This is a genomic window from Nocardia callitridis, assembly GCF_039543305.1.
In the GTDB taxonomy this organism is placed as follows: Bacteria; Actinomycetota; Actinomycetes; order Mycobacteriales; family Mycobacteriaceae; genus Nocardia; species Nocardia callitridis.
Genome location: NZ_BAABJM010000002.1, coordinates 687,787 through 714,280, shown reverse-complemented (window position 1 = coordinate 714,280; position 26,494 = coordinate 687,787). Strand labels below are relative to the sequence as shown.

At 66.3% G+C, this 26,494-nt stretch carries 28 protein-coding genes and 1 pseudogene; 10 read left to right on the top strand and 19 right to left on the bottom strand.

The genetic code is table 11. The features are described 5' to 3' along the window. Nucleotides 1–6: 6 nt before the first annotated feature. From ABEA50_RS12055 to ABEA50_RS12005, 11 genes and pseudogenes are all read right to left on the bottom strand, one after another. Nucleotides 7–723: an NAD(P)-dependent oxidoreductase gene (locus ABEA50_RS12055; protein ID WP_425577642.1), complete on the bottom strand. Its 717-nt coding sequence runs from the start codon at nt 721–723 to the stop codon at nt 7–9. A gap of 204 nt (nt 724–927) precedes the next feature. Then, nucleotides 928–1,023 (bottom strand): annotated as a pseudogene (locus tag ABEA50_RS12050) (NAD(P)-binding domain-containing protein); the annotation flags it as partial. 256 nt (nt 1,024–1,279) lie between these two features. Beyond that, entirely contained in the window at nt 1,280–1,513 is a 234-nt protein-coding gene (locus tag ABEA50_RS12045; protein WP_345495377.1) for a hypothetical protein, read from the bottom strand. Further along, nucleotides 1,510–2,328: an NAD(P)-dependent oxidoreductase gene (locus tag ABEA50_RS12040; protein ID WP_345495376.1), complete on the bottom strand. Its 819-nt coding sequence runs from the start codon at nt 2,326–2,328 to the stop codon at nt 1,510–1,512. The genes ABEA50_RS12045 and ABEA50_RS12040 overlap by 4 nt, the downstream gene beginning before the upstream one ends. Nucleotides 2,329–2,356: 28 nt before the next feature. Beyond that, nucleotides 2,357–2,872, bottom strand: a complete 516-nt coding sequence (locus tag ABEA50_RS12035) for a DoxX family protein (protein ID WP_345495375.1) — start codon at nt 2,870–2,872, stop codon at nt 2,357–2,359. After that, nucleotides 2,869–3,060, bottom strand: a complete 192-nt coding sequence (locus ABEA50_RS12030) for a hypothetical protein (RefSeq protein WP_345495374.1) — start codon at nt 3,058–3,060, stop codon at nt 2,869–2,871. Before ABEA50_RS12030 ends, ABEA50_RS12035 begins: the two co-directional genes overlap by 4 nt. Further along, nucleotides 3,057–4,178 carry an alpha/beta hydrolase gene (locus ABEA50_RS12025; RefSeq protein ID WP_345495373.1) on the bottom strand — a complete coding sequence of 374 codons (1,122 nt, stop codon included), beginning with the start codon at nt 4,176–4,178 and terminating at the stop codon, nt 3,057–3,059. Before ABEA50_RS12025 ends, ABEA50_RS12030 begins: the two co-directional genes overlap by 4 nt. Next, entirely contained in the window at nt 4,175–5,836 is a 1,662-nt protein-coding gene (locus tag ABEA50_RS12020; protein WP_345495372.1) for a thiolase C-terminal domain-containing protein, read from the bottom strand. Before ABEA50_RS12020 ends, ABEA50_RS12025 begins: the two co-directional genes overlap by 4 nt. A gap of 56 nt (nt 5,837–5,892) precedes the next feature. Next, nucleotides 5,893–7,227 carry a cytochrome P450 gene (locus tag ABEA50_RS12015; protein WP_345495371.1) on the bottom strand — a complete coding sequence of 445 codons (1,335 nt, stop codon included), beginning with the start codon at nt 7,225–7,227 and terminating at the stop codon, nt 5,893–5,895. A gap of 75 nt (nt 7,228–7,302) precedes the next feature. After that, nucleotides 7,303–8,013 carry an SDR family NAD(P)-dependent oxidoreductase gene (locus ABEA50_RS12010; protein ID WP_425577591.1) on the bottom strand — a complete coding sequence of 237 codons (711 nt, stop codon included), beginning with the start codon at nt 8,011–8,013 and terminating at the stop codon, nt 7,303–7,305. Further along, nucleotides 8,010–8,816 carry a TauD/TfdA dioxygenase family protein gene (locus ABEA50_RS12005; protein ID WP_345495369.1) on the bottom strand — a complete coding sequence of 269 codons (807 nt, stop codon included), beginning with the start codon at nt 8,814–8,816 and terminating at the stop codon, nt 8,010–8,012. Before ABEA50_RS12005 ends, ABEA50_RS12010 begins: the two co-directional genes overlap by 4 nt. A gap of 216 nt (nt 8,817–9,032) precedes the next feature. On the opposite strand from ABEA50_RS12005, the gene ABEA50_RS12000 reads away from it, so the two are divergent. Genes ABEA50_RS12000 through ABEA50_RS11985 form a run of 4 tightly spaced genes read left to right on the top strand, consistent with a single transcriptional unit; the run spans nt 9,033 to nt 14,088 of the window. Next, nucleotides 9,033–10,529: an aldehyde dehydrogenase family protein gene (locus ABEA50_RS12000; RefSeq protein ID WP_345495368.1), complete on the top strand. Its 1,497-nt coding sequence runs from the start codon at nt 9,033–9,035 to the stop codon at nt 10,527–10,529. Then, nucleotides 10,526–11,731, top strand: coding sequence for a CaiB/BaiF CoA transferase family protein (locus tag ABEA50_RS11995; RefSeq protein WP_345495367.1), 1,206 nt, complete (start codon nt 10,526–10,528; stop codon nt 11,729–11,731). Before ABEA50_RS12000 ends, ABEA50_RS11995 begins: the two co-directional genes overlap by 4 nt. A gap of 33 nt (nt 11,732–11,764) precedes the next feature. Beyond that, nucleotides 11,765–12,946 (top strand): Zn-ribbon domain-containing OB-fold protein, encoded by a 1,182-nt coding sequence (locus ABEA50_RS11990; protein ID WP_345495366.1) that lies wholly within the window; start codon nt 11,765–11,767, stop codon nt 12,944–12,946. Next, nucleotides 12,934–14,088: a thiolase C-terminal domain-containing protein gene (locus ABEA50_RS11985; protein ID WP_345495365.1), complete on the top strand. Its 1,155-nt coding sequence runs from the start codon at nt 12,934–12,936 to the stop codon at nt 14,086–14,088. Before ABEA50_RS11990 ends, ABEA50_RS11985 begins: the two co-directional genes overlap by 13 nt. Nucleotides 14,089–14,300: 212 nt before the next feature. Here the strand turns inward: ABEA50_RS11985 and ABEA50_RS11980 are convergent, their stop codons facing one another. Next, the gene (locus ABEA50_RS11980) at nt 14,301–14,600 is read right to left on the bottom strand and encodes a hypothetical protein (protein WP_345495364.1); all 300 of its coding nucleotides are present in this window, start codon (nt 14,598–14,600) and stop codon (nt 14,301–14,303) included. A gap of 84 nt (nt 14,601–14,684) precedes the next feature. Here ABEA50_RS11980 and ABEA50_RS11975 point away from each other — a divergent pair, with 84 nt between their 5' ends. The 3 genes from ABEA50_RS11975 to ABEA50_RS11965 are packed head-to-tail and all read left to right on the top strand — an operon-like array spanning nt 14,685 to nt 16,484. After that, nucleotides 14,685–15,146 (top strand): hypothetical protein, encoded by a 462-nt coding sequence (locus ABEA50_RS11975; RefSeq protein WP_345495363.1) that lies wholly within the window; start codon nt 14,685–14,687, stop codon nt 15,144–15,146. Further along, on the top strand, nt 15,124–15,651 hold the full coding sequence (locus tag ABEA50_RS11970) for a DUF6879 family protein (protein ID WP_345495362.1): 528 nt from the start codon (nt 15,124–15,126) through the stop codon (nt 15,649–15,651). The genes ABEA50_RS11975 and ABEA50_RS11970 overlap by 23 nt, the downstream gene beginning before the upstream one ends. Further along, nucleotides 15,648–16,484 (top strand): helix-turn-helix domain-containing protein, encoded by an 837-nt coding sequence (locus ABEA50_RS11965; RefSeq protein WP_345495361.1) that lies wholly within the window; start codon nt 15,648–15,650, stop codon nt 16,482–16,484. Before ABEA50_RS11970 ends, ABEA50_RS11965 begins: the two co-directional genes overlap by 4 nt. 98 nt (nt 16,485–16,582) lie before the next feature. Here ABEA50_RS11965 and ABEA50_RS11960 read toward each other — a convergent pair whose 3' ends face one another. From ABEA50_RS11960 to ABEA50_RS11945, 4 genes are read right to left on the bottom strand one after another with little or no spacing between them, the layout of a single operon-like run. Further along, nucleotides 16,583–17,035, bottom strand: a complete 453-nt coding sequence (locus ABEA50_RS11960) for a MaoC family dehydratase (protein WP_345495360.1) — start codon at nt 17,033–17,035, stop codon at nt 16,583–16,585. A gap of 30 nt (nt 17,036–17,065) precedes the next feature. Beyond that, nucleotides 17,066–18,493, bottom strand: coding sequence for a FadD3 family acyl-CoA ligase (locus ABEA50_RS11955; RefSeq protein WP_345495359.1), 1,428 nt, complete (start codon nt 18,491–18,493; stop codon nt 17,066–17,068). Then, nucleotides 18,490–19,668 carry an amidohydrolase family protein gene (locus ABEA50_RS11950; protein WP_345495357.1) on the bottom strand — a complete coding sequence of 393 codons (1,179 nt, stop codon included), beginning with the start codon at nt 19,666–19,668 and terminating at the stop codon, nt 18,490–18,492. Before ABEA50_RS11950 ends, ABEA50_RS11955 begins: the two co-directional genes overlap by 4 nt. 29 nt (nt 19,669–19,697) lie before the next feature. Continuing rightward, nucleotides 19,698–21,242 carry an AMP-binding protein gene (locus tag ABEA50_RS11945; protein WP_345495356.1) on the bottom strand — a complete coding sequence of 515 codons (1,545 nt, stop codon included), beginning with the start codon at nt 21,240–21,242 and terminating at the stop codon, nt 19,698–19,700. A gap of 393 nt (nt 21,243–21,635) precedes the next feature. Here ABEA50_RS11945 and ABEA50_RS11940 point away from each other — a divergent pair, with 393 nt between their 5' ends. Then, the gene (locus tag ABEA50_RS11940; protein ID WP_345495355.1) at nt 21,636–22,280 is read left to right on the top strand and encodes a maleylpyruvate isomerase family mycothiol-dependent enzyme; all 645 of its coding nucleotides are present in this window, start codon (nt 21,636–21,638) and stop codon (nt 22,278–22,280) included. Between the two features lie 23 nt (nt 22,281–22,303). Here ABEA50_RS11940 and ABEA50_RS11935 read toward each other — a convergent pair whose 3' ends face one another. Together ABEA50_RS11935 and ABEA50_RS11930 are read right to left on the bottom strand one after the other, a co-directional pair. Then, nucleotides 22,304–22,777, bottom strand: a complete 474-nt coding sequence (locus ABEA50_RS11935) for an NUDIX domain-containing protein (RefSeq protein ID WP_345495354.1) — start codon at nt 22,775–22,777, stop codon at nt 22,304–22,306. Beyond that, entirely contained in the window at nt 22,761–23,522 is a 762-nt protein-coding gene (locus ABEA50_RS11930; RefSeq protein ID WP_345495353.1) for a helix-turn-helix domain-containing protein, read from the bottom strand. The genes ABEA50_RS11935 and ABEA50_RS11930 overlap by 17 nt, the downstream gene beginning before the upstream one ends. A gap of 717 nt (nt 23,523–24,239) precedes the next feature. On the opposite strand from ABEA50_RS11930, the gene ABEA50_RS11925 reads away from it, so the two are divergent. Both ABEA50_RS11925 and ABEA50_RS11920 read left to right on the top strand, forming a co-directional pair. Continuing rightward, nucleotides 24,240–25,016, top strand: a complete 777-nt coding sequence (locus ABEA50_RS11925) for a helix-turn-helix domain-containing protein (protein WP_345495352.1) — start codon at nt 24,240–24,242, stop codon at nt 25,014–25,016. After that, on the top strand, nt 25,013–25,882 hold the full coding sequence (locus ABEA50_RS11920; RefSeq protein ID WP_345495351.1) for a fructosamine kinase family protein: 870 nt from the start codon (nt 25,013–25,015) through the stop codon (nt 25,880–25,882). The genes ABEA50_RS11925 and ABEA50_RS11920 overlap by 4 nt, the downstream gene beginning before the upstream one ends. 286 nt (nt 25,883–26,168) lie before the next feature. On the opposite strand, the gene ABEA50_RS11915 is transcribed toward ABEA50_RS11920, so the two are convergent. Further along, nucleotides 26,169–26,492, bottom strand: coding sequence for a WXG100 family type VII secretion target (locus ABEA50_RS11915; RefSeq protein ID WP_345495350.1), 324 nt, complete (start codon nt 26,490–26,492; stop codon nt 26,169–26,171). Between the last annotated feature and the right edge of the window lie 2 nt (nt 26,493–26,494).

Here is a 26,494-nt window from a genome sequence, read left to right as displayed (position 1 = left end):
GGGCGCTCATGCGTGCTCGACTCCCCGTCGCGCGCGGATCGCGGTGCCCAGCGCCCCGAGATCGCCACCGAGTTCGGCCGCGGTGCGCTCGACGACGGCGACGTCCTTGTCGAGGAAACCGCCGACGGCCGTGGTGAATTCGGTGAGCGAGCCGCGCGCGGCGACGCGGTCGATTACCCGACCACCCGAGCTGCCGTGCGACAACGCCTCCAACAGCGCGTGTTCGGTGATCCCGAGGTGCGCGGCGAGGGCGACCGCGTCCGCGAGGAGTCCGAGCTGGGCGGCGAACAGCGCGTTGTTCACCAGTTTGGTCCGTAGCCCCGCGCCGATGGCGCCGACGTGCAGTATCGGATCCCCATAGGCGGCGAGCGCCGGTCGGGTCCTGTCGAATGTGTCCTTGTCGCCGCCGACATAGAGGGTGAGTTGTCCTGCCGCGATATCGTGCGGGCCACCGCTGATGGCCGCGTCGAGCACACCGATGCCGCGAACGGCGGCCCGCGTCGCGACGGCTTCCGCAGTGGCAGGGCTTGCTGTTGTGTGCACGACCAGGGTGGAACCAGCGGGCATGCGCGCCAACAGTTCACCGTCGAGGCAGACCGCGCGTACCTGCTCGTCGGTGAACACACAGACGATCACCAGGTCGGCGTCCACGCCCACTTCGGCCACCGTGCCTACCGTCCGCGCTCCTGAGTGATGAAGGGCTGCGTACTTTCTCGCGGTCAGCGCTCCGGAACTGTCAGTGTCGGAGGGGGTGTGGTCGTCTTCCGCACCCGCACCGGGTCGCGCGGCGTGCACAGCCGTGCCAGCGGGTGTGTCATGTGACTGCGACTCGCTCGCCGAGCCGTGCCGACCGTCATCAGTAACCGGGCTCGGCCCGGCGGGTGTCGGCGACGTCGTGGATTCCGCTGGTGCGGAGCCTTTTTCGCCCGACCGATCCGAGACGCACACCGGATGACCAGCCGCGACGAGCCGTTCGATCATCGGCAGACCCATCCGACCCGGTCCGACGAATCCGACGCGCATCGGGATGCTCATCGCGGATCGGCTCCCAGGTCCCGTGCGGGGTCGAGTTCGCCCGCGTGCACCGCGCCGACCCAGCCGAAGCCGGTCGGTCTCGCCGGGCTGCTCGGGGGAGAAGCTGGCACGGACCACGGTGGCGCCGTGCCTGTTTCGTCCGGCTGGCCCGTGATCCACATCGGACAACCCCTCGCGACACGCCGTTCGATCATCGGCAGACCCATCCGGCCCGACCCGACGAATCCGACGCGCACCGGCGTACTCATCGCGGATCGGCTATCCGGTGCCGTGTGGGGTCGAACGCGCGCTCGTGCGCCGCGCCGAGCCGACCGGCACCGTTCGTTCGCACCGAATTGTTCGGCGTCGCGGGGGTGTCGAAACCCTGTGTGGCCATGCGTGTTGCGATTGCATGGTCGCAGATCAACGGACAACCCGCCGCGAGCAGCTGCCCGATCATCGCCAGACCCCTCCGGCCGACGCGCACCGGCGTACTCATCTCGGATGATCCATCATGGTGAGCGTGGCGTCGGCGGCATCGAGCACCACGCCGGGTCGCACGTCCGCCGCTCCGGCGAGCCCGGCCACCAACCCGACATCCTTGCGCAGCAATCCGCCCGCGTGTTGCGCGATGCGATCGAGGGTGCCGCCCGCGGAGACCACCCGCCCCAGCGCGAAGCTGTCCGCGGTGCCGTGGGTGATCACTCGGCCGAGTTGATCGCCATCGATGCCGAGCGCGGCGCCGAGGGTCAATGTGCTTGCGGCGGTAGCGAGATTCGCGGTGAACAACAGATTGTTCAGCAGCTTCGCGACCTGGCCGGAGCCGAGAGCGCCGAGGTGAACCACGGGATTGCCGTAGCTCTCGAACACCGGACGACACCGCGCGACATCGGCGTCGGCGCCGCCGACCATCACCAGCAGGCGGCCTTCCTCGGCCGCGCCGCCGCCACCGCTGACGGGGGCGTCCACGACCGTGACGCCCTTGGCCGCGGCCTGATCGGCGAGGTCGCGGCAGGTCTGCGGGTGCACGGTGCTGTGGATGACGATGATCCCGCCTTCGGCCAATCCGGCCAGTACCCCGTTCTCGCCGCTGACGACCTCGCGCACGTCGGCGTCGGCGACCACGCAAAGACACACCACATCGCTGAGCTCCGCCAATTCGGCGGGTGAGTTCGCGTATTTCGCCCCGGTGTCGTCGAACGGGACGAGCGCCTCACGCCGCCGCGCCCACAGTGTGGTGGGGTACCCGGCATGCGCGATGCGGCGAGCGATGCCGCCGCCTTGGCTACCGAGCCCGATGAATCCGACACGCATCAGTGCGCCTCCCGTTCGATTGTCGCGGTCATGCGGTTCGCGCTTGTTCGCTGTGGCGTTCCGGCCGCCAGAACACCGCCAGCAGTCCGCCCGTCGCGACCACCGCGAGGATCAGTGCGATCGCGCCACCGGCCCACCCGGTGATGGCGATGTCGGCAAGCGCGTCCACCGATACCTCGCCGGGGCCCAGCAGTGCCACCGCCAGCGCCACCGCCGCGAGCACGAGCACATACTCGTAGCCTTCGTTCATCACGAAGAATCCGTTCCCGCGATGCGCGAGTACCCCCGCCACCAACATGACGGAAATGATTGCCGCGCAGGCGAAAGGCGTGAGCAGCCCGAGGATCAGTAGTACCCCCGCCGCGATCTCGGTGAGCACGCTCAGCCACGCCTGCAACGGCCCGTTGCGTAAACCGAGGCTGGCGAACCAGCGGCCGGTCCCCGCGATCTTGCCGCCGCCGCGCCAATGGTTGACCCCGTGCGCGAGCATGGTGGCACCCACCACCACGCGGATCAGTAAGAGTCCGATATCGCCGACGCTCATCGGCCCACCTCCGCTTGTTGTGTCGGGTTGTCATCGGGGATCGAGTCATCTTGCGCGTCGAACGGTCTCGCGGGACGACGTTCGGCGGCCTCGGCGGGCACCGCAGTGGCGTCGGGTCGACGTTCGGCGCCATCGGGGTTCGTGTGCTCGTCCGAAACCGAGTCGCACTGCGCCACTACGGGTCTCATGGTGTCCCCCCGGCGGCGAGCTCGGGATCAGCGGCGATGCCGTGTCGAGGGCCGACGCGGGCGTGAGTTCCGCGACCGTTCGAGGTCGGGTTCGTCGCAGTTCGGCCGTTGTTGTCCGCGACGTCGGCGGCGGCGAAGTCCCCGGCGTCCGCGTCTACCGACTCGTGGGTGTCGGCCATGCTCGCCGCGGCGGAACCCGGCGTAAACGTATTACCCCGCGCGACAACGCATTCCTCGACGAATGCCAATGCGCGCAGATGGTAGGCGCGCGCGGCGTGGCCGAGGCTGAGGTTGTGGCCCGCGCCCGGTTGGTCATCGAAGCGGACCGTTGTTCGCGGGAATACGGCCGCGATCTCGTCGCGTGCGGATCGGTCGCCGCGCCAGACGTTCTCGTGTTCGGCCACGGTGAAGTGCACCGGTACGCGCACCCTCGGTGCGAGGGTCGGGAAATCGTGGCGCGGCCACCGGGTGACCACCTCGGCTTCGTAAGGAGGACTTGGTGACCCGATCGCGGCGCCGCCGACGAGTTCCCTCGGATACAGCGCGAACGGCTGCCACAACAGATCGCGCACACTGCCGGGCGGAAGGTCGCGACGGATCGTGCCGATGAGCTCGTGCGCGACGGGTTGGTGTGCACGACCGGTGCCCGCGAGCTCGATGCCGAGGAGTTCGAATCCGTGTGCGGCGGCGAGTGTTTGCTCGGTGGCGACGCGGATTCCGAGTTCACACCCGGACGAGTGCGCCCACACGAACAAGCCCGCACCGTAGGAGCGCGCGCCGAGGTGTCGGCGCAGCGCGCCGTAGACCAGCTCGACGCGCCGATCCGCCGAACGCAACTCATCGGCGTGTGGGTGCGAGGCGCCGTAGCCGGGGCGGTCGAGGGCCAGCACCGTGTAGCCGAGTGCCGCGGCGGTACGTAAGAGCGAAAGATCGGGGTGGCCGGGGCAGTCGTAGTAGCCGGAGTGCACCGCGCCACCGTGCAGCGCCAGGATCACCGCGCGCGGTTCGGCGGCCGCGGCGAGCAAGCCCGACATCGGGATGCCGTCGACGACGCGGGCCTGCGCGAGCACCGAAACCTCGTGCGTGCCAGCGTCGGCCGTCTCGGGGGTGGCGGTCATGTGTCGCTCCGCAAAAGTATCGCTCCGCTGGGGGTGAGCCCCCCGCTGGACACGACGGCGACCTTCGCGTCGGCGACCTGGCGCGCGTCCGCATGGCCGCGCAATTGGCTGACGGCCTCGTGCAGCAATCCCATGCCGTGGGTGCGACCGTGCGAGAGCTGTCCGCCGTGGGTGTTGATCGGGATCAGACCGTCGCGCGCGATGTTCTTGCCGCCGTCGAGAAAGTCCTTGGCGCCCCCGATTTCGCAGAAGCCGAGTGCCTCGATCCAGGACAGGCAGTTGAAGCTGAACCCGTCGTACAGCTCGGCCACATCGACATCGGAGGGCCGCAAGCTCGTACGCGACCAGAGGTGCGCGGCCTGGCCGAGCACCTGCGGTTCGTGCGCCGTGGTGCTCTGGTCCCAGTCGAGGCGTTCGAGGATCTGGGTGCCGACGGCCTCCACCAGCACCGGCGGCTGCGCGAGGTCGCGGGCGGTATCGGCGGCGGAGACGAGCACGGCGACCGCGCCGTCGCAGGGCACATCGCAGTCGTAGAGGCCGAACGGTGTGGTGATCGGGCGCGCGCCGAGATAGTCGTCCATCGTCATCGGGGTGCGATAGATCGCGGTGGGGTTGAGTTCGGCATTGGCTCGCTGGTTCAACGCGATCCAGCCCAGGGTCTCGCGGGTGGTGCCGTACCGGTGGAAGTGGCGTTGCGCGTTCTGCGCCAGGGTGTGTGCGGCCGAGGTGGCGCCGAACGGTGTCATCCAGCTGGCTGTGCGTGCGCTACCGGAGCGCGGGATCGCGCCGCTGCGCATGCGCTCGTTGAACGTCGCCTCCCACAGCGTGCGGAAGCACAGCACATGCCTGGCCAGCCCGCCCGCTACGGCGAGCATCGCCGCGATCACCGATCCACCGGGGCCGAAGGTTTCGATACCGCCGTTGTGCCAGGTGGGTCGGATGCCGAGGGCGGATTCGAGCGCGGTGATGCCACCTTCGCTGAAGCCACCGAGCTGTCCGCCACCGGGGTAGGTGGACAGACCGTCGATATCGGCAAGGTCCAGGCCCGCGTCGGCGACGGCGCGTTCGCACGCCTCCACGGTGAGCGACAGCGGTGCGCGCATGAGGCGTCGACCGATCTGCGACATCCCGATGCCGGTGAGCGCGACCTGGTCTTCGAACTTGCGGGTGCCGAGCATGGGGCGCACGTGCTCGTGCATGCGCTCGGGGGCGATCTCGTCGCGCGGCAGCGGCGCGAGTTCGGGTTGCTCGGCACTGGGCCGAAACAGCGGCAACCACACATCGTCGATCTGCTCGAAACACACCTCGACGCGCATGCCGAGGGTGAGTTGGTCGGCCTCGCAGTCGATCATGTTGGTGGTCAACCGGACTCGATCGTCCTCCAGCAGCGCCACCTGGGCGACGATGTAGGGCGCGGGCATTCCCGGCACACTGAACCGGTGGTTGACGGTGAATCCGACCAGGGTGGCGAACCCGGAGACTTCCCGCACCGCAATCTCGTGACCGCGGCAGTAGCGGCAGACCGGTTGCGGGGGATGGATCAGCGCCGCGCACTCGACGCAGTGCTGCACGCGCAGTGTCCCGTCGGCTCCCGAGGTCCAGAAGAACTCGTTGTCGGCGGTGAGCAACGGCAGCGGCCGTTCGGGATCGTCGGGCACATCGCCTCCGTCGGTTCGGTGAATGATATTGCTACGCAGCAGGGTTCGAGCGTGGTTCAGGTGCGACGGTCGGGAGGGTCGCGACGTGCCGTGACGGGTTCGGCCATCCGCTGCTCGTCGCAGACGCGTTGTAGCTCGCGCAGCGTGTCGTCGAGTCCGGCGCCGAGGCGTGGACCTGGCGTGAACGTCGCGGGCAGGTGGCGCATGCCCTGGATGACGCCGATCGTCTCGTAATGCACCGCGCCCTCGGGATCGCAGACGAAATCGGGCATCCGGTCCAAGACGGCCAGCAGCATGCGTTTGAACACCGTGCGCGCGAGATTGGAACCGATGCATCGGTGAATTCCGAGGCCGAAGCTGAAGTGGCGATTGCCTTTTCGATCGAGCTCGACGGTGCCAGGGTCGGCGAACACGGCCGGGTCGCGATTGGCCATCGCCCAGGAAAGCCACAGCCGCTCACCCTCTTTGAACTCGGTGTCGCCGAGCGCGCAATCGGCGGCGAAGGTGCGCCCGTCACCGGGGGCGGGGGTGAAGTACCGCAGGAACTCCTCGGTCGCGGAATCGAGCAGCAGGTCGCGGTCGCGGCTGAGCGTCGCGCGGTCGTCCGGGTGCTCGGACAACCATTCCAGCGAATGCGAGGTGAGTGCCGTCGTGGTGTCGAAGCCGCCGCCGATCAACAGGCCGAGCATGCCGAGAAGTTCCATGTCATCAGGCTTTTCGCCGTCGATCTCGGCGTCGGCGAGTGCCTGGACCAACCCTGGCCGGGGCTGCTCGCGCGCGGCGAGCAGGCTCTGCAACAGATCCATGCCCATCGCCCTGGTCTGCTCGCGCACTCGTGGCGCGTCCGGTGAATCAGGTGGGGTGTACACCGAGGCGTGCGCGGGCTCGCAGTACAGCGACCACTTCGCCACCGGGATACCGAGGATCGCGAGGGTGAGGACCGCGGGAACGATATTGGCGAGGTCGTCGACGAAATCGATGCGGCCCGACTCGATCCGCTCGTCGAGGCAGGCGCGCACCACCTCGTCGGCGAACGGAATCCAGCGGGCGACCGCCGCGGGGGAGAGGTACGGGTTCAGGATCCTACGGAACTCGCGGTGTTCGGGCGGGTCCATTTCCAGGATGCCGCCGCGACGTCCCTCGTAGTCCTCCGGCGGCGGTATCGAGATGCCTCGGTAGCCGCGTCGGCGATGGTGGATGTCGTTGTCGCTGGAAACATCGTCGGAGCGAGCCAGCGCGAAGACCTCACGGCTGCCCGCGGCGACCCAGTGTCCGCCGTAGGTGTCCGACCACGCCATCGGGCAGGTGCGGTGCATCTCGGTGGTGACCGCGTCGAACTCGGTGCGATATTGCGGGGTGTGCCGGTCGAAGTGATAGGTCTTCCTCGCCACGACGGTGTCCTCTCCCGTGGTGTGCGCACACACGAAAGTCGCGGGGCTGCGCGAGGTTTCGTGCGTGCGCGGTCATCATGTGTTGCGTCCGCCGTTGACGCCGAGAATCTGGCCGGTGATGTAGCCGGCCTCCTCGGCGGCCAGGAATGCGCACGCGGCGGCGATGTCTTCGGGACGGCCGACCCGGCGGACCGGTGTGCGCTGGATGTGTTCGTCGATGGTGCCGCCGAGCAGGCGGCGTTCCTCGGCGCCGCGCAGCATCGGGGTGTCGATGAAGCCGGGCGGCACGGCGTTGACGGTGATGCCCGAAGGTCCGAGCTCCAGCGCCAAGGCTTTGGTGAGTCCGTTCACCGCAGACTTCGCCGCCACATAGTGCGCCATGAACGGTTGCCCGGAATGCGCGCTGGAGGAGGAGATGTTGACCACGCGTCCCCAGCCGACCTGGGTCATGTCGGCGAGCACCGCCTGGGTGCAGTGGAAGATGCCGTGCAGGTTCACGTCGATGACGCGCTGCCATTCCTCGAAACTCATCGTCGCGAAGCGTTTGAACCCGTCGAGTCCGGCCGCGTTCACCAGAATCCCGATGGGGCCCAGTTCGTTTCGGATATCCGCGACGGCGGCGTCGACCGCCGCGCGATCGGTGACGTCGGCGCGGTAGGCGAACTTCTCGCCTTCTTTCGGTGCGAGATCGAGGATCGCGACCTGGTGTCCATCGGCGCGCAGGCGTTCGGCGACCGCTTTGCCGATGCCCGAGCCGCCGCCGGTGACGACGGCCGTCCTGGTCACGCCCATGCTTCTTCTCCGGCGATGGTGGTGCGGTGCATGGTGCGCTCCGAAGACGGGTCATAGGGCAGTGCGCGGTGCAGTATGCCGGTGTTGTCCCAGATGACGATGTCGCCGAGTTGCCATTCGTGGGTGTAGGTGAAGCGTTCCTGGGTGGACCAGTTCAACAGCTCGTCGATCAGCGCGCGGCTGTCGTCGGGGGTCATGCCGACGATGTGGTCGGCGGTCGCGCCGATCACCAGCGAGCGGCGACCGTCGTCGCGTGTCCAGACCAGCGACGATTCGTGACTCGGCAGCTTGCGCCACGCCGCGACCTGCTCGTCGGTGGGGTCGGGGTGGGTCTTGCGTTGCGAGGCCTCGAAGGTGTGCACCACGCGTAATCCCTCGTAGCGCTCGGCTTCCGTGTCGGGCAGGTTCTCGTAGGCGGCGTAGGTGCTGGCGAATTCGGTGCCGCCGCCGACCATGGCCACCCGGCGTGCCGACAACATGGTCGCCTTGGCGGGAACGACATTGGTGGTGTCGTCGATGTGCCAGTGGAAGGTGCCCTTGAGGTATTCGGCCGCCGGGTTGACGTTCGGGTTCAGCGAGACCTTGAAGATCTCCTTGCCGCCGGGCGCGAGGACGGGCCCCAGCCTGCGGCTGAAGGCGAGTTGGGCTTCGTCATCGAGTTCGAGGCCGCGAATGAGTAGCACGCCACGCCATTTCAAGGCTTCGAGGCACCGGCCGACCACGGCGTCGTCGAGCAGGTCCTCGACGCCGGTCACCTGGACCCCCAGTGCGGGGCTCAGGGCTTTCGTCTCGATCACAAGAATCTCCCTTCCTATTGAAAAGAACCGTACTCTCGTTTCTGCTCAATCGGCAAGATCCCGGGCGTGTGCGGTGTGTATGGCGTGCGCCCGGCGCAAGGTCGCGGAGTGGATCCGGCTGCGCGCGGTGCGGGTTTGTTGTTACAGTCTCCTCGATCGGATGTGTGATTCGCCTAGAATGAGAATCATATTTCCATTTCTCATCGAGGAGGCGAGATGCGAACGCATGACCATGCCGCACCGGCGGAACCGAGCGGCGGGTGCGCGACACCGGTCACCAAACGGTTGCTCATCGACGGGCAATTGCGCACCACCGCGCACACGTTCGAGTCGATCGACCCCGCGACCGGCGTGGTCATGGGTCACGCGCCCAACGCGAGTGTCGAGGACGCGGAAGCCGCGGTGCACGCGGCCCGACGCGCCTTCGACACCACCGACTGGGCCACCGATGTCGACCTGCGCGTGCGCTGCCTCGACCAATTGCACACCGCGCTGGTCGAACACAAGGAAGAGCTGCGCGAACTGACGATCGCCGAGGTGGGCGCCACCCGCATGCTCACCAACGCCAATCAGCTCGAGCAGCCCATCGAGATCATCAGGTACTACGCCGATCTGCTGCGCGACTACCCGTTGAGCCAAGAACTCGGCGCGATCGAAGTACGTGGCCAGAGCCATCGACGCTGGGTGGAGAAGGAGGCCGTCGGCGTGGTCTCCGCGATCGTCGCCTACAACTATCCGCACCAGTTGGCACTGGCCAAGCTCGGTCCCGCACTCGCCGCGGGCTGCACGGTGGTGCTCAAGGGCGCGCCGGACACCCCCTTGGTGACCCTGGCACTCGGCGAGCTGATCGCCGAGCACACCGATATTCCCCCCGGTGTGGTGAACGTGCTGTCCTCGACCGAAGTCGCTGTCGGCGAGGTGCTTTCGACACATCCCGAGGTGGACGCGGTCACCTTCACCGGCTCCACCGTGGTCGGCCGCAAGATCATGGCTGCCGCCAGCGCGACCCTCAAGCGGGTGTTCCTCGAACTCGGCGGCAAGTCGGCGCTGATCGTGCTCGATGACGCGGATTTGGCCACGGCGGCGACCTTCGCCGCGTTCAGTATTTGCAGCCATGCCGGTCAAGGCTGCGCGATCACCACGAGATTGCTGGTGCCGCGCGCACAGCACGACGCGATCGTCGAACAGGTCGCGGCCATGCTCGGCCACGTGTCCTACGGTGACCCGAACGACCCGAAAACCTATATGGGTCCGCTGATCAGCGCGAAACAACGCGACAAGGTCGACGGCATCGTGCAGCGTGCGGTGACGGCGGGCGCGCGCCTGGTCACCGGAGGTAAGCGCGTCGACCCCGGTTTCTTCTACGCACCGACCCTGCTCGCCGATGTCGACCCCGACAGCGAACTCGCGCAGGAAGAGGTGTTCGGGCCCGTGCTCGCGGTCATCCCGTTCGATGACGACGACGATGCCGTGCGCATCGCGAACAACTCGGCCTACGGTCTTTCCGGTGGCGTGATGAGCGCGGACAACGAGCGCGCGATCGCACTGGCCCGCCGCATCCGCAGCGGAACCTTCAGCATCAACGGCGGCAACTACTTCGCACCGGACGTTCCGTTCGGCGGCTACAAACAGTCCGGCATCGGTCGTGAGATGGGAACCGCGGGGCTAGAGGAATTCCTGGAGCAGAAGTCCTTCGCGGCGGTGGTCGCATGAAACCGCTCGAAGGTATCCGCGTGCTCGAAGTCGCGATGTACGGGTTCGTGCCGTCGGCGGGTGCGGTACTCGCCGACTGGGGCGCCGAGGTGATCAAGGTCGAGCACGCCGTCAACGGTGACCCACAGCGTGGTCTGCGGCGCACCGGGCAGTTCGTGGTCGAAGGCGACCCGAATCCCAATATCGAACACGCCAATCGAGGCAAACGTAGCATCGGCCTCGACATGTCGCGCCCGGAGGGCAAAGAGGTCCTCGACGAACTGATCCGCAGGGCGGATGTGTTCCTGACCAGCTTCCTGCCGGGGCATCGCCGCAAGTTCGGCATCGATGTCGAGGATGTCCGCGCACTGAATCCGACCGCGATCTACGCGCGCGGCAGCGCACTCGGACCGCGCGGCACCGAATCGGACAAGGGTGGTTACGACATGACCGCCTTCTGGTGCAGGGCGGGCATCGCCGCCTCGCTCACCCCGGCGGGCATGCAGGGCATGATCAATCCGCCGGGACCCGCGTTCGGTGACACCATCTCCGGCACCAACCTGGCCGGTGGCATCGCCGCCGCACTGCTGAAACGCGAACGCACGGGCGAACCTTCGACCGTCGACGTGTCGTTGCTCGGCAGTGGCGTCTGGTCGATGGGGCACGGCATCGCGCTGTCGGTGCACCTGGACAAGGCGATGGCCGCACCGGCACCCGGCGTACACGGTTCGCCGACCAACCCGCTGTCGGGGCTCTACGCCACCGCCGACGGGCGGTTCCTCACCTTCGTCATGATGCAGCCCGGCAAGTTCTGGGCCGACGTCGCCCGGCACATCGACCGACCGGAATTGGCCGACGATCCGCGCTTCGCCACCGCCGAGGCAATCGCCGAGAACACCCCCTCGGCAGTCGAGATCCTGCGCGAGACGCTGCTGACCCGCACCCTCGCGGAGTGGACCGAGCGCTTCGCCACCCTCGCCGGACCGTGGGCGCCGGTGCAGGATTCGCGGCAGGTCGGCGACGACGCGCAGATCCGTGCGAACGAATACCTGGTTCGGGCGGGCGAATTGGAGTTGGCCGCGAATCCGGTGCAGTTCGACGTCAGCGCACCGAAGCTCGAACCCGCGCCGGAATTCGCCGCGCAGACCGAGGACGTGTTGACCGAACTCGGCCTGGACTGGGATCGCATCATCGAACTCAAGGCCGCGGGCGCGGTCACCTGAGACCGGCTGTCGAGGAAACGCGAGAGGGACCGCATGCCATATATCGCATCGATCGGCACCTATCTGCCGTGCTGGGGTGAGCCCGATCATCGGATCGTGGGGGAGGACGAGGACGCCGTCACCCTCGCCGTCGAGGCGGGTCGCGCCGCGCTCGGCGGCGGTGGGTCGGTGGAGCACGTCGTCCTGGTCAGTCGCGATCTGCCGTTACTGGAATCCAGTAACAGCGCGGTGTTGTTGGCGGGGCTCGGCTTGGACGCTGAACTCGAGGTGACCGAACGACTCGGTGGCGCACCGGCGACGCTGGACGCGCTGAGCTCGGCACGCTCGCGCACCCTCATCATCGGTGTCGACCTCGACCCTGCCGGTGCGGCGGCCGTGCTGACCGCCGACCGTGGCACGCAGGTTCGTACCGCCGCCAGGGTGACGCGCAGCCTTCCTGTTCGGACCAGGGACGCGACCGGTGCGGTACACGACTACGGCGACCCGCGCCTGTTGCACGAACGCGGACTGCTCGCCGCGCTGGCCGCCGCCTGGGTCGACACCCCGGTGGCGGTGGCGGGGGTGGATCACGCCCAAGCCGCCGCCCTGTGTGCGGCCACGCCAGAGCCGTTGCCCACCGCCGGAGCGAGTTCGGGATTGTTCGCACTCGCGGCGATGGCGCAGTCGGGGCTCGCGGGACCACTCATCGGGGTGGAGCAGGCCAGCCTGTCCGGTGTGACTGTCGGCTCGGGAGGTGCTGCGGTGTACCGCACCGAACCGGCGGCGGTCGGCGCACCCGAGGGCACCTTCACCCCCGGTACGGAGCTGCCGATCTCCCTGGCCGCCTATGAGCGCGCGTTCGAGGCAAAAGTTCGATGGGAAGCCGGAAAGCACGAGGGCAGTGCGGAATTGGACTTTCCGCCGCGCTACCGCGTCGGCGCCGACGGCGGGTTGAGTGCCGACTACCAGCTGGTTCCGTTGCCGCGCAGCGGAACCGTGTACACGGGGGTCACGGTGCAGCTGCCCGTGCCGGGACTGCGGACACCGTACTCATTGGTCATCGTCGACCTGGACGAGGACGTGGGGGTGCGCGCGTTGATGAAGGTGACCGGCGCCGAGCCGGGCACGATCGGAATCGGCGACCGCGGTCGCATGGTGCTGCGCCGCGTGGCGGTGCGCTCCGGGGTGCCGGATTACGGGTATGCGTTCGAACGGGAGTCGACATGCGGAAAGTAGCCATCGTCGGGGCGGGAATGACCCCGTTCGCCGAGCACTTCGCGCTCGGCATCAAGGACCTGCTGCCGATGGCGTTCGCCGAATGCGCGGCCAGCGTCGACAAGGGCATCGACAAATCCGCTATCCAGGCGGCGTGGTTCGGTGAGCTCGGCACCACCGACGGCTTCCCCTCCGGTGTGCTCGCCGACGCACTCGGCCTACCGGATATTCCGGTAACCCGGGTCGAAAACGCCTGTGCCACCGGGCATGACGCGGTGCGTAACGCCCTGTTCGGCATCGCCTCCGGCGCCTGCGATGTGGCGCTGGTGTTGGGGGCGGACAAGCTGCGCGAGACCGCGACGAAGAACATGCTGTGGGAGTGGGAGGCGATGACCCGAGACATGGCATGGGACTATCCGCTCGGTCTCGTCGCCCCCGCGGGTTTCGCCCTGCACGTCACCCGGTACCTGCACGAATCACCGGCCACCAGGGAACATCTGGCAATGGTCGCGGTGAAGAATCACCGGCACGGACTGCGCAATCCGAAGGCGCGCCTGCGTTTCGAACTCACCGTCGACCAGGTGCTGGACGCGCCGATCGTGGTGAGCCCGTTCGGTCTCTACGACTGCGCCCCGCAAAGCGACGGCGCCGCGGCCCTTTTGCTGGTCGCCGAGGACGTCGTCGACCGCTACACCGACGACCCGGTCTGGGTGCGCGGCGTCGGCCTCGGCCTGGATTCGGTGATGCACCAACACAAACGGGATATGACCACCTTCCCCGCCACCGTCCGCGCCGCCGAACGCGCCTTCGCCATGGCAGGCCTCACCCCCGCCGACATAGACGTCGCCGAGGTGCACGACTTCTTCACCGGAGTCGAACTGATGAGCTACGAGGACCTGGGCTTCACCGACCGCTTCGAAGCACACAAACTCATCGAGGCAGGCGTCACCGACATCGGCGGTGCACTCCCGGTCAACCCCAGCGGCGGCTTGAAATCGAAGGGCCACCCACCCGGCGCGACGGGCGTAGCCCAGTGCGTCGAACTGTTCGAGCAACTACGCGGCCAAGCCGTCAACCAGGTCGATGGCGCCCGAATCGGCCTGGCACACAACATCGGTGGGCCGACGGCGGTGGCGGGAGTGACAATCCTGTCGTCGAACTGACGGCGGTGTTGTCGTCGAAAGGTTCTCTGGCGCAAAGCCAACGACCGTCTCACCGCAATGCTTTCTCGGCATTTGGGGAATGGAATCGGTGACGGCGTGTGCCGACGCGATCCCGATGGATACCTGATTGCCCGATCAGCGGTAGGGCCAGCACACGGCCCAAATCAGTACTCCCAGCGGCAATCCGATCGTGATGACCCACCCCAGTGCGATCATTGTTCGTGCGCGGTGGCGTTCCATCGTGCGAAGGACAACCGCGGTAGCACCGTTTCGACGTCGGCGATGTCCATGACTCTGTTGAGCTCCAGCGGGCCGAGGTGGTCGGGTGCGGGCAGGATCACCACATCGACCTCGGCATTGCGGGCCTGATCGGCGACTGATAGCACGGAACGTTCGTCCGGCCACACGATGCGATAGCCGAGACGACCCGCGAGTATCGATACCTGCGCGCGGTCCCGCTCGGGTGCGCTGCTCGAGTCGTGGTCGATCCATCCCAATGCGGTCGGCCGCATCCGTTTCCCCTCGCTGTTCGGTGGCTCGCACCCGCCGCCGGGGGTGCGAGCACCCGACGACGAGGCGTGAAAAGCACGCTAAGCGTGGACAGTTCGGGGCGAAACAAAAGTGCGCGTGAGTGCGCGGAGCTTGCCGAATATCGCATGAAGAAGCGAGAATGGAGGTGGAGCGACACACTTCGGCTCGCACCCACAGTTCGGGAGGGCATCATCATGAAAGTTCGACTGATCGGCGGGGAATCCGGCGGCGACGGGTCACCTCGCGTGTATGTAACCGAGACCGAGCCGCCGCGGTTCGCGGTTCCGGGTTGGAAAACCGACGACCCCGATACCGTCGAAATTCCACACAGGTTGTTGTGGTTCACCGAGCCGGGTACCTGTATCGCGGGCCTGCTCGACACGGGCCACGGCTCGTTCCTGCTGTCCGGTGCACCGCTCACCGACTCGGAAGCGCTGGGGGCCATGCAGATTCCGGCTCACGAGGCGGCCGTGCTGGTGCGGATCGCTGAGGAGGTGCGCCCGGATGCGCCTACTGCACGGGCCTGATGAGCTGCGTCCGGTATTCGCGGCGGCTGACCGGTCTGCCTTCCATCTGGAAACGCGCGACGACTATGTAAGTGAGTCCGAATCGGAGTCGCTGTCCGCGTTCCGGGCTGACGAGACCATCGACCCCGGTGGGGAATGGTTCTCGGACTGGACAAACCACGTTTCGGCTACGGTGGCCGGCGGGGTGGCGGTGCGTCGAGCCAGGATTGTCAGCGAGCCGCACACGCTCTACACGCGGTATCTGCTCGCGCTGAGCCGCCACAACGTCGCAGCCGGTGAGGATATTCGGTACCTCGCACGGCACGACGCCGATCCGTCGGATGCGATCACCGAGGACTTCTGGCTGTTCGATGACCGGTTGGTGGCGTTCTCCCTGTATGACGTACGCGGCGTCTGGGTCGGTGCGGCGCTGACCGAGGAACCGGTGATCGTCGCGCACGCGGTCGCGATCCGTGATCGTGTGTGGTCGGTGGCGAGACCGTTCGGCGAGTACACGAACCTATGAATGGGGCCGCCAGGGCGAAAGTCGCTCTCGGAGCACGGCTTCGAGAGCTTCGCAAAGATGCCGGGCTCGACGGGCGGCAGCTGTCTACCGCCGCCGAATGGCACTGGTCCAAGACATCCCGTATCGAGCACGGTAAACAGATGCCGAGCGAATCCGACCTGGCGGTGTGGTGTCGGGTGTGCGATGCGACGCTCGCGCTCCCAGATCTTGTCGCGACGTTACGCAATGTCCGAGCGCAGTGGGCGGAGTGGCGGCGGATCACCGCGACCGGACATACTCGCCGCCAGCAGCGCGGTCAGGAACTCGAATCCGAGACGCGGCAGCTGCGCATCTACAACCCGACTATCGTGCCCGGCTTACTCCAGACCGAGTCCTACGCCCGCGCTGTACTCGCGCAATGCATCGGATTCCTCGGCACCCTCGACGACCTGGACACCGCGGTCGCGGCACGGATGTCGCGCCAAAACATCTTGCGCAGCGGTGGCACTCGGGTGCTCGTTCTCATCCACGAGGCAGCGCTGCACACCACGCTGGCCGACGACGACGTGACCGTTGCGCAATTACGGCATCTGCTCGAGGTGGCATTCGGCAATGCCCGTGTCGGTTTCGGGGTCGTACCGCTGCGAGCCCGGTTCGCCTACCTCTCCAGCAGCTTCCACCTCTTCGATCGCAGGCAAGCCTTGATCGAAACGGCCAGCGCAGAACTCACTGTCACCGCGCCGAGCGAACTGGAGTTGTACGAGCGGTTATGGAACGAGTTGCACCGCCGTGCCGTCTACGGAGACGCGGCCCGTGCGCTGATCGAGTCTGCGCTCGAGCAGCGAGCGACGTAGCTAACTTGCGGGAAAAACGTAATATGTTGCGACGTAGCTGGTTCCGTATGCGCGTCGACCACACGATGTCAATGAGTCGCTAGCGTTGAGGGCGAAGTTCACTCCAGGTAACGCACGAGACTCTCCGCGACGCACGCCGGTTTCGTCGCGTCCTCCGCGGTGATCGTGATCGTTCGTTCGACCTGCACGCCGCCGGTGATGTCGGTGACGCCGGTGATCGCGACCGTGCCGCGGATGCGGCTGTCGACCAGGACCGGGTTGATGAAACGCACCTTGCCCAACCCGTAGTTGATCGCCATGCGTGCGCAACTGACCGTCATCACTTCCTGGCCGATCGGGGCCAGCAACGACAGGGTGAGGAAACCGTGCGCGATGGTGCGGCCGTAGGGGCCTTGGGCCGCGCGCTCGGGATCGACATGAATCCACTGGTGGTCGCCGGTGGCGTCGGCGAAGCGGTCGATGCGTTCCTGGTCGATGATGAGCCAGTCGCTGGTGCCGAGTTCGGTGCCGACGGCGGCGCGCAGGGTGTCGAAATCAGTGAAGTCGGTCATCGGGCCTCGTTTTTCGCTCGGGGTGCAGGCTCACCGTAGTTGGTCCTTCATCACCTTGCCCGTGGCGTTCAGCGGCAGTGCCTCCAGGAAGGTGATCGAGCGTGGCACCTTGTAGTTCGCCATCCGGTCCTTACTCCACGCGAGCAGATCCGCCTCGGACACCGGGCTTTTCAGCACGACGAACGCCTTGCCGACCTGCCCCATCCGTTCCTCGTCGACGCCGATCACCGCGACCTGCGCGATCGAGGGATGTTCGAGCAGGAACCCCTCGACCTCCGCCGGATACACATTGAATCCGCCGACGATGAACATGTCCTTCTTGCGTCCGACGATGCGCGCCTTGCCGCGCGCGTCGATGGTCGCGAGGTCCCCGGTGTGTAACCAGCCGTCCTGATCGATCGCTTCGGCGGTCGCCACCGGATCGTCCAGGTACCCCTTCATCACGGTGTATCCGCGCACCAGCAGTTCGCCGTCCTCGGCCACCTCCAGTTCCACGCCGTCGCAGGCCGAACCCACCGTGGTCGCGATGTCCTCGAAGGAATCTCCCGGTCGCGACGCCGTGCAGGTCCCGGCCTCGGTGAGTCCGTAGCCGGTCATGATCGACTGGAACGGCAATTCGTCGCGCACCCGACGGATCAATTCGACCGGAATATCGGCGGCACCCGTGACCGCCGCCCGCAGCGAGGAAAGGTCGCGTTCGCCACGCACCGCCAGCAGCGAGTGATACAGCGTCGGCGGGCCTGGCAGCATCGTGATTCGTTCTCGTTCGATCAGATCGAGCACGTGCTCGACGTCGAAGACCGGCACGGGAAAGATGGTCGCGCCACGAATCAGCGAGGCCACACACCCCGCTTTGTAGCCGAAGGTGTGGAACATCGGATTGACGATCAGATACTTGTCGCCCTCGCGCAGATCCGCGAGATCGCACCATTCCGCGTACAGCCGCAGGGTCTGGGTGTGGTTCATCAGCACACCCTTCGACCGCCCGGTGGTGCCGGAGGTGAACACGATGTCGGCGATGTCGTCGCCGTCGACATGCCGTTCGAAAGGCGCTGCGGTGGTGAGGAAATCGGACTTCAGGTCGATGAGCGCCACCCCGTCGGGAGCGTGATACTCGCGGTCGAGAAACCCCTGCGCGACCAGCACGGCCTTGGCCTTGCCGCGCACGATGATCTCGCCCGCCTCGGCGTCGGTGAACCGGGTGTTGATCGGCACCAGCACGCCGCCCGCGGTGAGCAGGCCGAACGCGGCGATGATCCATTCGGCGGAATTCGGCGCCCAGAGCGCGACGCGGTCGCCCTTGTCGATCCCGGCGGCGGCGAACGCGCCCGCGGCGCGACGGACCCGCTCGGCCAACTCGCGAAAGCTGAGCCGAAGCGGACCGTCGACGACCGCTTCGGCGTCACCGAAGCGGTCGGCCGCACTCAGGACCATCTCGGGGATGGTCGTCCACGTCATACCGAAAGCAACCGCGCGAGATTGCCGCCCATGATCTTGGCCTGATCGCCCTCGTCCAGATCCTTGATCGCGTCGTAGTAGCTGACCGGATCGGCCAGGCCCTCCGGGTGCGGGTAGTCGGAACCGAACAGCACCTTGTCGGCGCCGATGAGCTTCGACAGCTCACCGAGATCTTCCTCCCAGAACGGGCTGACATGAATGCTGCGCTTGATCGCCGCCACCGGATCGCCACCGAAACCCTCGGGCGCCTTCTTATAGGTGTCGGCGAGGGTTTGCAGCAGCGGTTCCAGCCAGGCCGAACCGTTTTCGATGACCGCGATCTTCAGGTCAGGGTGCCGGAACAACGCGCCGTGGCACACCCAGGAGGCCACCGCGTCCTGCACCGGCCGCCATTCGTTGACCATCCGGAAGGTGTTGGTCTTGAACGGCAGCATCTCGTCCTTGTTGCCCTCCCAATCGCTGGCGTACTTGGCGTAGCCGCTGTCGGAGGAGTGCATCGCCACCAGCACGCCGTGTTCGACGACGCGCTCCCAGAATGGATCGAACTCCGGCAGCGCGAACGACCGCGAACCCGAGAAACCGGGGACCGGTGCCGGTCGGACCAGGATGGCCTTGGCGCCGTTGGCCACACACCAATCCAGCTCCTCGATCGCCTTGTCCACGATCGGCAGACTGACCACGGGGACGGTGAAGATCCGATCCTCGTAGTTGAACGACCAGGTTTCGAGCAGCCACTGGTTGAGCGAGTGCACCACCGCGTGGATCAGGTCGGGATCGTCGCGCATGCGCTCTTCGACCAGACTGGCCAGGGTCGGGAACATCAGCGAGCGCTGAATCCCCAATTCGTCCATCAGTTGCAGACGCGGCGCGGGATCGCGGAAGGCGGGGATCGCACGCATCGGGTCGCCGAAGATCTCGCGGCGGCTCTTGCCCTCCGGGTTGCCGACGCGGAAGTAGTCCTCCATCGCGCCGGGACGGGCGACGACCTCGAAGGTCGGGTTGGGGATGTACTCGCTGATCTGGCCGCGGATCGCGATCTTGGTGCGGCCGTTCACCTGCACGTACTGGATCGCGTTCTTGTACTTCTCCGGGAGGTGCTTGGTGAGCGCCTCCTCGGTCTCGTAGAGGTGATTATCCGCGTCGAACAGGGGATACGGGAGGGTTCGCGAGGGCATAAGAGTCTCCTTTGCTGTTAATGAGAATCTTATTCTCTTGTTGTGCTCGCCGCAATGTCGCGTCGTAGCAAGAACTTCTGGACCTTGCCGCTGGCGGTGCGCGGGAACTCCTCGGTTTCGCGCAGCTCCTCCGGCCACTTCTGCTTGGCCAACCCCGCCCGGTCGAAATGCGCACGAACCTCGTCGAGGGTCGGCATCCGGTGGCCGGGCAGTAGCCGCAGCACCGCGGCCGCGTGTTCGCCGAGGCGCGAATCGGGCGCGGACACCACCGCCGCCTCCGCGATTCCGGGCAAACCCAGCAAGGCCTCCTCGACCTCGAGTGCGCTGATGTTCTCGCCGCCACGGATGATCACGTCGGCTTTGCGGTCGGTGATCGTGAGATAGCCGTCCTCGTCGAGGACGCCCACGTCGCCGGTGTGGTACCAGCCCTCGTCGTCGAAGGCGCGGGCGGTCAGTTCGTCGTCGGTGTACCCGAGGCAGAGATCGGGTCCTCGGCTCAAGATCTCGCCGTCATCGGCGAGTCGAATCTCCACACCCGGCAACACGTTTCCGTCGGTGTGCAGACGCTTGGCCTCCGGCGCGTCGTGTCGGGAGCCGGTGATCGACGGATGTTCGGTGCTGCCGTAGGAGCGGAATACCGTGATGCCGAGCCGCGCGAGTCGGGTGGTCACCACCGAAGGTACCGACGACCCGCCAAGTCCCGCGTACTTCATGTATCGCAGGTGGTCGGGGCCGAAATCCGGGTGGTCGAGCAGGCTGGTGACGTAGTAGGTCGCGCCGCCGCCGACGGTGAGGCCGTCGGTGTGCATGAGCGACAACGCTTTCGCCGGGTCCCAGGTGTCGGCCAGGTTCACCGTCGACGCGTCGAGCACCGGAATCAGGAAGGCGTTGATCATGCCGATGAAATGGCCCACCGGTGCGGCGGTGAGCTGGTCGCCCCGATCCGGTGGGAACAGCCCGGCGAGCTGGCGGGTCTCGTGACCGAGCGTTTGGTGGCTGTGCACGACGCCTTTGGCGTCCCTGGTGGTGCCGGAGGTGAATGCGATCAACGCGGGGGTCGACGGGGCGACCGCGACAGTGTCGGTCATCGGTTCGTCGGCCAACAGGTCGTCGAAATTCGCGCCGACCACCCCGACGATCGGCACCTGCTCACACAGGTCGGCGTGCAGTCGCAGTCGACCGAAACCCTCGGTCGTGATGAAGACCTTCGGCTGCGTGGTGGCCAGGATGTGGCGAATCTCCTTGCGCCCGTAGAAGTGCACGATCGGCACCACCGTCGCGCCGAGGAACGCCGACGCCCAGAACACCGCCGCGGCTTCCGTCCAATTCGGCAGCTGGAAGGCGACCACGTCACCCGGCTCGACCCCACGGGAGCGCAGCCCACCCGCCAGCCTGCGCGCCACCAACTCCACGTCCCCGAACGTGCCCGCCCACGGTCTGACTTTGGAATGCACCCGAAACGAAGTCTCCGGCGCGGCGGCCAACCCCCGAGCGAGCAACTCGCCGATCGTCTCTCGCGTCCACCACCCCTCGGCCTCGTATCGTGCCGCCAACTCCACAGGAACCGTACGCATATTCGAGCTCCGAACTCCGACTGTATCGCCAGAGTGAGGGTACCGTTCTCTGATAATTAGAATGGCGTTTCCGGGTGAAGGTGCTGTCAACCGAGGGAAGCGCTTGTCCACGCTGCGAGCAACCTGCTGTCGACACCGGAGCAGCCCGTCATGCGTGCGACACTGCTCGGACTTTTCATGCGATGGGAGACCCACGTACCGTACATATTCGGGGGCGCGCGTTGCGTCGCTTGTCGCGTTCACACTCCACCAGCGCCTTCTGCACCAAGCGGCGAACGGCAACCGATGAATTCGCGTGGGCACGGCCGTCTGAAGTCAGGAATGGATTATCCGCGCGGCCAAGGCATCTGGTACGACGTAGCGTGCTGCCGCACATGAACTGGAGGTCAATCGGTGACAGAGTCCGTCGATTCCGCCACGCTCTGGTCATTCACGCACAGTGAACGGGCCGCGTTGGCCGACGATCTCGCCGGTTTGTCGCGCGCACAGTGGGTCCAGCCTTCGCTGTGCGGCGAGTGGTCGGTCGAGGACGTGATCGCTCATCTCACCGCCGCCGCGAGCATCGGTCGACTCCGTTGGCTGACAAGCGTTCTCGGTGTCCGCTTCGATTTCGACAAGCACAACGACCGTCGACTCGCCGAGCACCGAGGCACGAACCCCACCGAAACCCTCGAACGATTCCGCGCGATCGTCACCAGCACCACCGCCCCCTTCGGAAACCCAGCCGCCTGGCTCGGCGAGGTACTCGTTCATGCCCAAGACATTCGCCGCCCACTGGGCATCGCACGCACACCATCGATCGAAGCCACCACCGCCGTCGCCCACTTCTTCGCCCGCAAGGACTTCACCGTCCCGAGTCACAGCACCGCGAAGAACCTCCGGCTGGAAGCCACCGACGGCCCCTTCACCGCAGGCGAAGGCCCCGTGGTCCAAGGCCCCACCATCGCCCTCGTGATGGCCATGGCAGGCAGACCGTCCTATTGCACCGACCTGACCGGCCCCGGCACCGCAACCCTGCTGGACCGGACAACCGCCTGAAGTGGCATTGTGAGCTGGATTGTTCAGCCCAGGTATGGCTGCGACCGATGCTCCGCATGGTGGCGCAACCTGAGACGGACGGTGTCGTGGACAGGTAGCTGCGACAGCTCGTCCGGTGGGATGAACCGGACGGCTGTCGATTCCCGGCTGACCTCGATGCGTCCGCCGATCACCTGACCGTAGAACGTGATGTTGAATTCTTGCCGAATCTCCCCATCCGCGTAGGCGATCACGTGCTGGGGGTCGGTGTAGATGCCGAGCAGCCCGATGACCTCGATATCGAGTCCAGTCTCTTCTTTCGTTTCCCGCACCGCGCACTGTTCGAGAGTTTCGCCCAGTTCCATGATCCCACCAGGTAGTGCCCAGTTACCCGAGTCGCTCCGGCGTTGCATCAACACCGCCCCCCGCTCGTCGACGATCAGGGCGGAGCTACCGGGGACCAGTGAGTTCGGTGGGGGCGCCGTTGGGTCGCGGTAGTAGTCACGTCGTGAGCTCATCAGGCACCTTCCGCACGTATGGTTTCGCTGTCTCCCAGATTTGTTCTGTCTGATCCTCGAAGGATGCGAATATTCCGTGCGGCGACAGCTTCCGCAGGTGCAGCGCGGTGTGCTGGTAACCCCGGGCGCGAACCAGGTACGGCGTCACTACCATGGAGTCGTCGAACCGGAACACCGAGTTGTAGAGGTGCGTGGTGTGCAATCCGATCGAGCACCCCGGGGTATCGACAAGTCCTCCGAGCATGCTCAACGCGTTACGGATCCGCCCGGGCAGGGTTCCTTGCATCTGCTCCAGCTGGTCTCGTTCGGTGACGTGAGCGCAGTCCGGATCGCCGAACGCCAGCCGCACCGTGACGCCGGTGCGGCATTTTTCAGCAATCAACTCCGATGCGTCGGGCAATAGCTCCAACACGAACGGGTACGCGTATCCGATGATGTCTATCCGTTCGGTCGCCCCGAGCAGTAGGGACGACCAGACCTCGTTCGGTATGTCCGCCCGATGCGCGTACGCGGCAATGACTTCAGCGGTTGCGGGCGCGCCCGCTGCCAGATCCGGCCGCTTGTCGGGCCACAGCGTCGATTCCGATTCACCGAGCACCTGAGCCACTTCGACACGGGTCCGCTTGTGCGGTGTTCGACCTGCGAGCCACCGGTTCACGGTCTTGGTGTCGACGTTGACGGCTGCCGCCAGAGTGGCGGAATCCAATTGTGCTCTCAGCATTGCGGATTCAAGGCGGTGGCGCATAGTTCAACCATACTTGGGACGATTTGGCGTTCTGAAATGTCCAAGGAAACGTCCTTCGCGAAGTTCAGGTGTCCTGACTGAGTCTTTAGCGTCTCTCTCGCCCCCGGGGATCGGTGCTCGGTCCCAATGCCGGGGGTGTAGATCCACTGACTCGGTGTAGATCCGCTGTACCGACAGCGAACGTTTGAGGGGCAAGGGGACATGGTTGCGCTCGGATGGATTGATCCGACCTCGCCTACGGGCGAGTGGGATGAGGCCCAAGTGGCAAGGCTCGCTAGGCGTCTCGGGTATCACCTCGCGTGGATTCCTCGGTGTTCGTTTCTCGGGCTCGCCGACCACGTCGAGTCTTCGGGCTACGAGGCTGTGCTGTTGCCGTCGTCAGCTCACGTGACCGCGCGAACGCTGCACCGTTTGCTGTGCGTCTGCGACGTCGAGTGCGCGGTTCCCCGTGTGTCGTTGCCTCGGTTCACAGTCCTTGCCGGTGCCCGGCGTTGAGTCGGAGTCCTTGGGCGGTGATATGAATACGCTGGAATTGGTGCTGGTGTCGGGGATTCCATTGGCTGTGCTCTTGTATGCGATCTTCTGGCCTGTCGACTGAGCCGTGGGCGCGCCGCGACGGCGAACTGATCCCGTCGCACCTGTGCCTCGTGCCGCGTCGGTCGCGCCATTACCTCGCGGGTAATGGCTCTCGGAACAGCATCTTCGTAGCATCGACGCATGAGCAATCGAACCGCCGGTGACTTGTTACGGCACTGGCGACTGGAACGCAGGTTGAGTCAGTTGGAGTTGGCGGGGCGGGCCGATACTTCCGCGCGGCATTTGAGTTTTCTGGAGACGGGGCGGGCGACGCCGAGTCGGACGATGATCGCGCACTTGGCTGAGCATTTGGAGATTCCCTTGCGTGAGCGCAACCGGTTGTTGCTGGCGGCGGGGTATGCGCCCGCGTATGCGGAACCGGCGATCGATACGCCAGCGATGGTGGCCGTGCGTGCGGCGATGCGGCAGATTCTCGTGGGGCACGAACCGTATCCGGCATTGGCGATCGACCAGAACTGGACGATGGTTGAAGCTAATTCCGGTGTGGGGCTGCTGCTTTCGGGGGTGGATCCGGCGTTGCTGGCGCCGCCGGTGAATGCGCTGCGGTTGAGTTTGCATCCGAACGGGATGGCCGAGCATATTCGGAACCTGCCGGAATGGCGCGGTCATGTGCTGGCTCGGTTGACCAGGCAGATCGAGGTGACGGGCGCGCCCGCGCTGATCGAGTTGCGGGAGGAGTTGCGTAGCTATCCTGGCGGGGAGGCGGATCTGAGCTTGCCGGAACCGGATCAGGTAGTGGTGCCGTTGCGGTTCGAGCATGCCGGTCGCGAGTTGTCGTTCCTCAGTGTCACCACGGTGTTCGGAACGCCGATGAACGTGACGGTCGCCGAGCTGGCCATCGAGTCGTTCTTCCCTGCCGACGAGGACACCCAAAAAATACTGAGTGCGAACCCGTGACGGTCGTCGACCAGCTCGAAATGCTGCTTGCCACCCCCGTGCGTTCCTGCGACGACCTGGGGGCCTCGCACGCGTGGACGCTGCACCGCGCGGTGCTGGCCGACGGCAGCACAGTGTTCGCGAAGGCATCGGCGACGCCGAATCCCGCGCTCACAGCCGAATCCGCCGGGCTGACTTGGCTCGGCGAATCGCTCGAGGGCAGCGGCAGTTCGCATGGTGCGCGCCTGCTGCCGAAAGTGGTCGCGGCCGACGAACGAATGCTCGTACTGCCCTGGCTCACCGAAACGGCACCAACGGCGGTGTCCGCCACCGCACTCGGCCGGGAACTTGCAGGGCTGCACCGGAACTCACCACCACACTTCGGTGCCCCTTGGCCCGGCCGCATTGCCGACCTGCCCCTGGACAACACCCCGACCGACGAACCGTGGTCGCACTGGTACGCCGAACGCCGCCTCGTCCCGTATCTCTCGGCCGCTGCCGACCATCTCGGCCAGGACGGAATCGACCTGCTGCACAAGGTGATCGAGCGTATCGACACCTTGTCCGGCCCACCGGAACCTCCTGCGCGCCTGCACGGGGACCTCTGGGCAGGCAACGTCGTCTGGACGGAACAAGGTGGCGTGCTCATCGACCCGGCCGCGCACGGCGGCCACCGCGAAACCGACCTCGCGATGCTCGCCCTCTTCGGTGCACCCCACCTGGACCGAATCCTCGCCGCCTACGACGAGCAGTACCCACTCGCCGACGGTTGGCGCGCCCGCATTCCGCTGCACCAACTCCACCCCCTGCTGGTGCACGTCGCGCTGTACGGCAGCGCCTACCGCGCCAGCACACTCACCGCGGCCCGCGCGGCACTCGAGGTGTGAATGATCCAGTGACCGAGCACTGCCCGGTGAACCACCATCCGATCACACGGCTGAAGCATGGCTGTCGAGAGGCGATCTGGTGGCGCGCGCCGTGATGACGGCTCAACTTGCCGGTCGATCAGGTGGGGCGCTGCCCATGGTCGACGTATCGGCGGTCGGGCGATGGCATGCGGTTCGTGCTGAGCGAGACCGCGCCCGGCACTCACCTGCCGCGCCGCCCACGATTGGTTCGGCGGTGCTCCCCGCGTCCCCACCGCGTCGAGTCGTTCGCGCCCCCGACGAGCTCTCAGAGGTCAAGGGTCGACGGTGGCGTGTTCTGTCGGTTGATGACCGCCGCATGCGAATCATCGTGTGCCCGCAGAGTGTTCGCCGCGACGGTCAAAGCCTCGGAAAGTTCGGCGAGGTGCTGTCGCAGCGTCGATCGGCGACCGTCCAGGTAACCGGTGAACCGGCCGAATGCCGTCGCCGCTTCATCGCGCCAGCCGTCATGGTTCTCGGCGATCGCCTGATCGTTGTCCTGAAGCGTCGCTGCCGAACTCGTGAACAGCGTGTCGAGTCGACCTGCCGCGACGCGCAAGGCGTCGGGGTCGACCGAAACGGAATCACTCATGG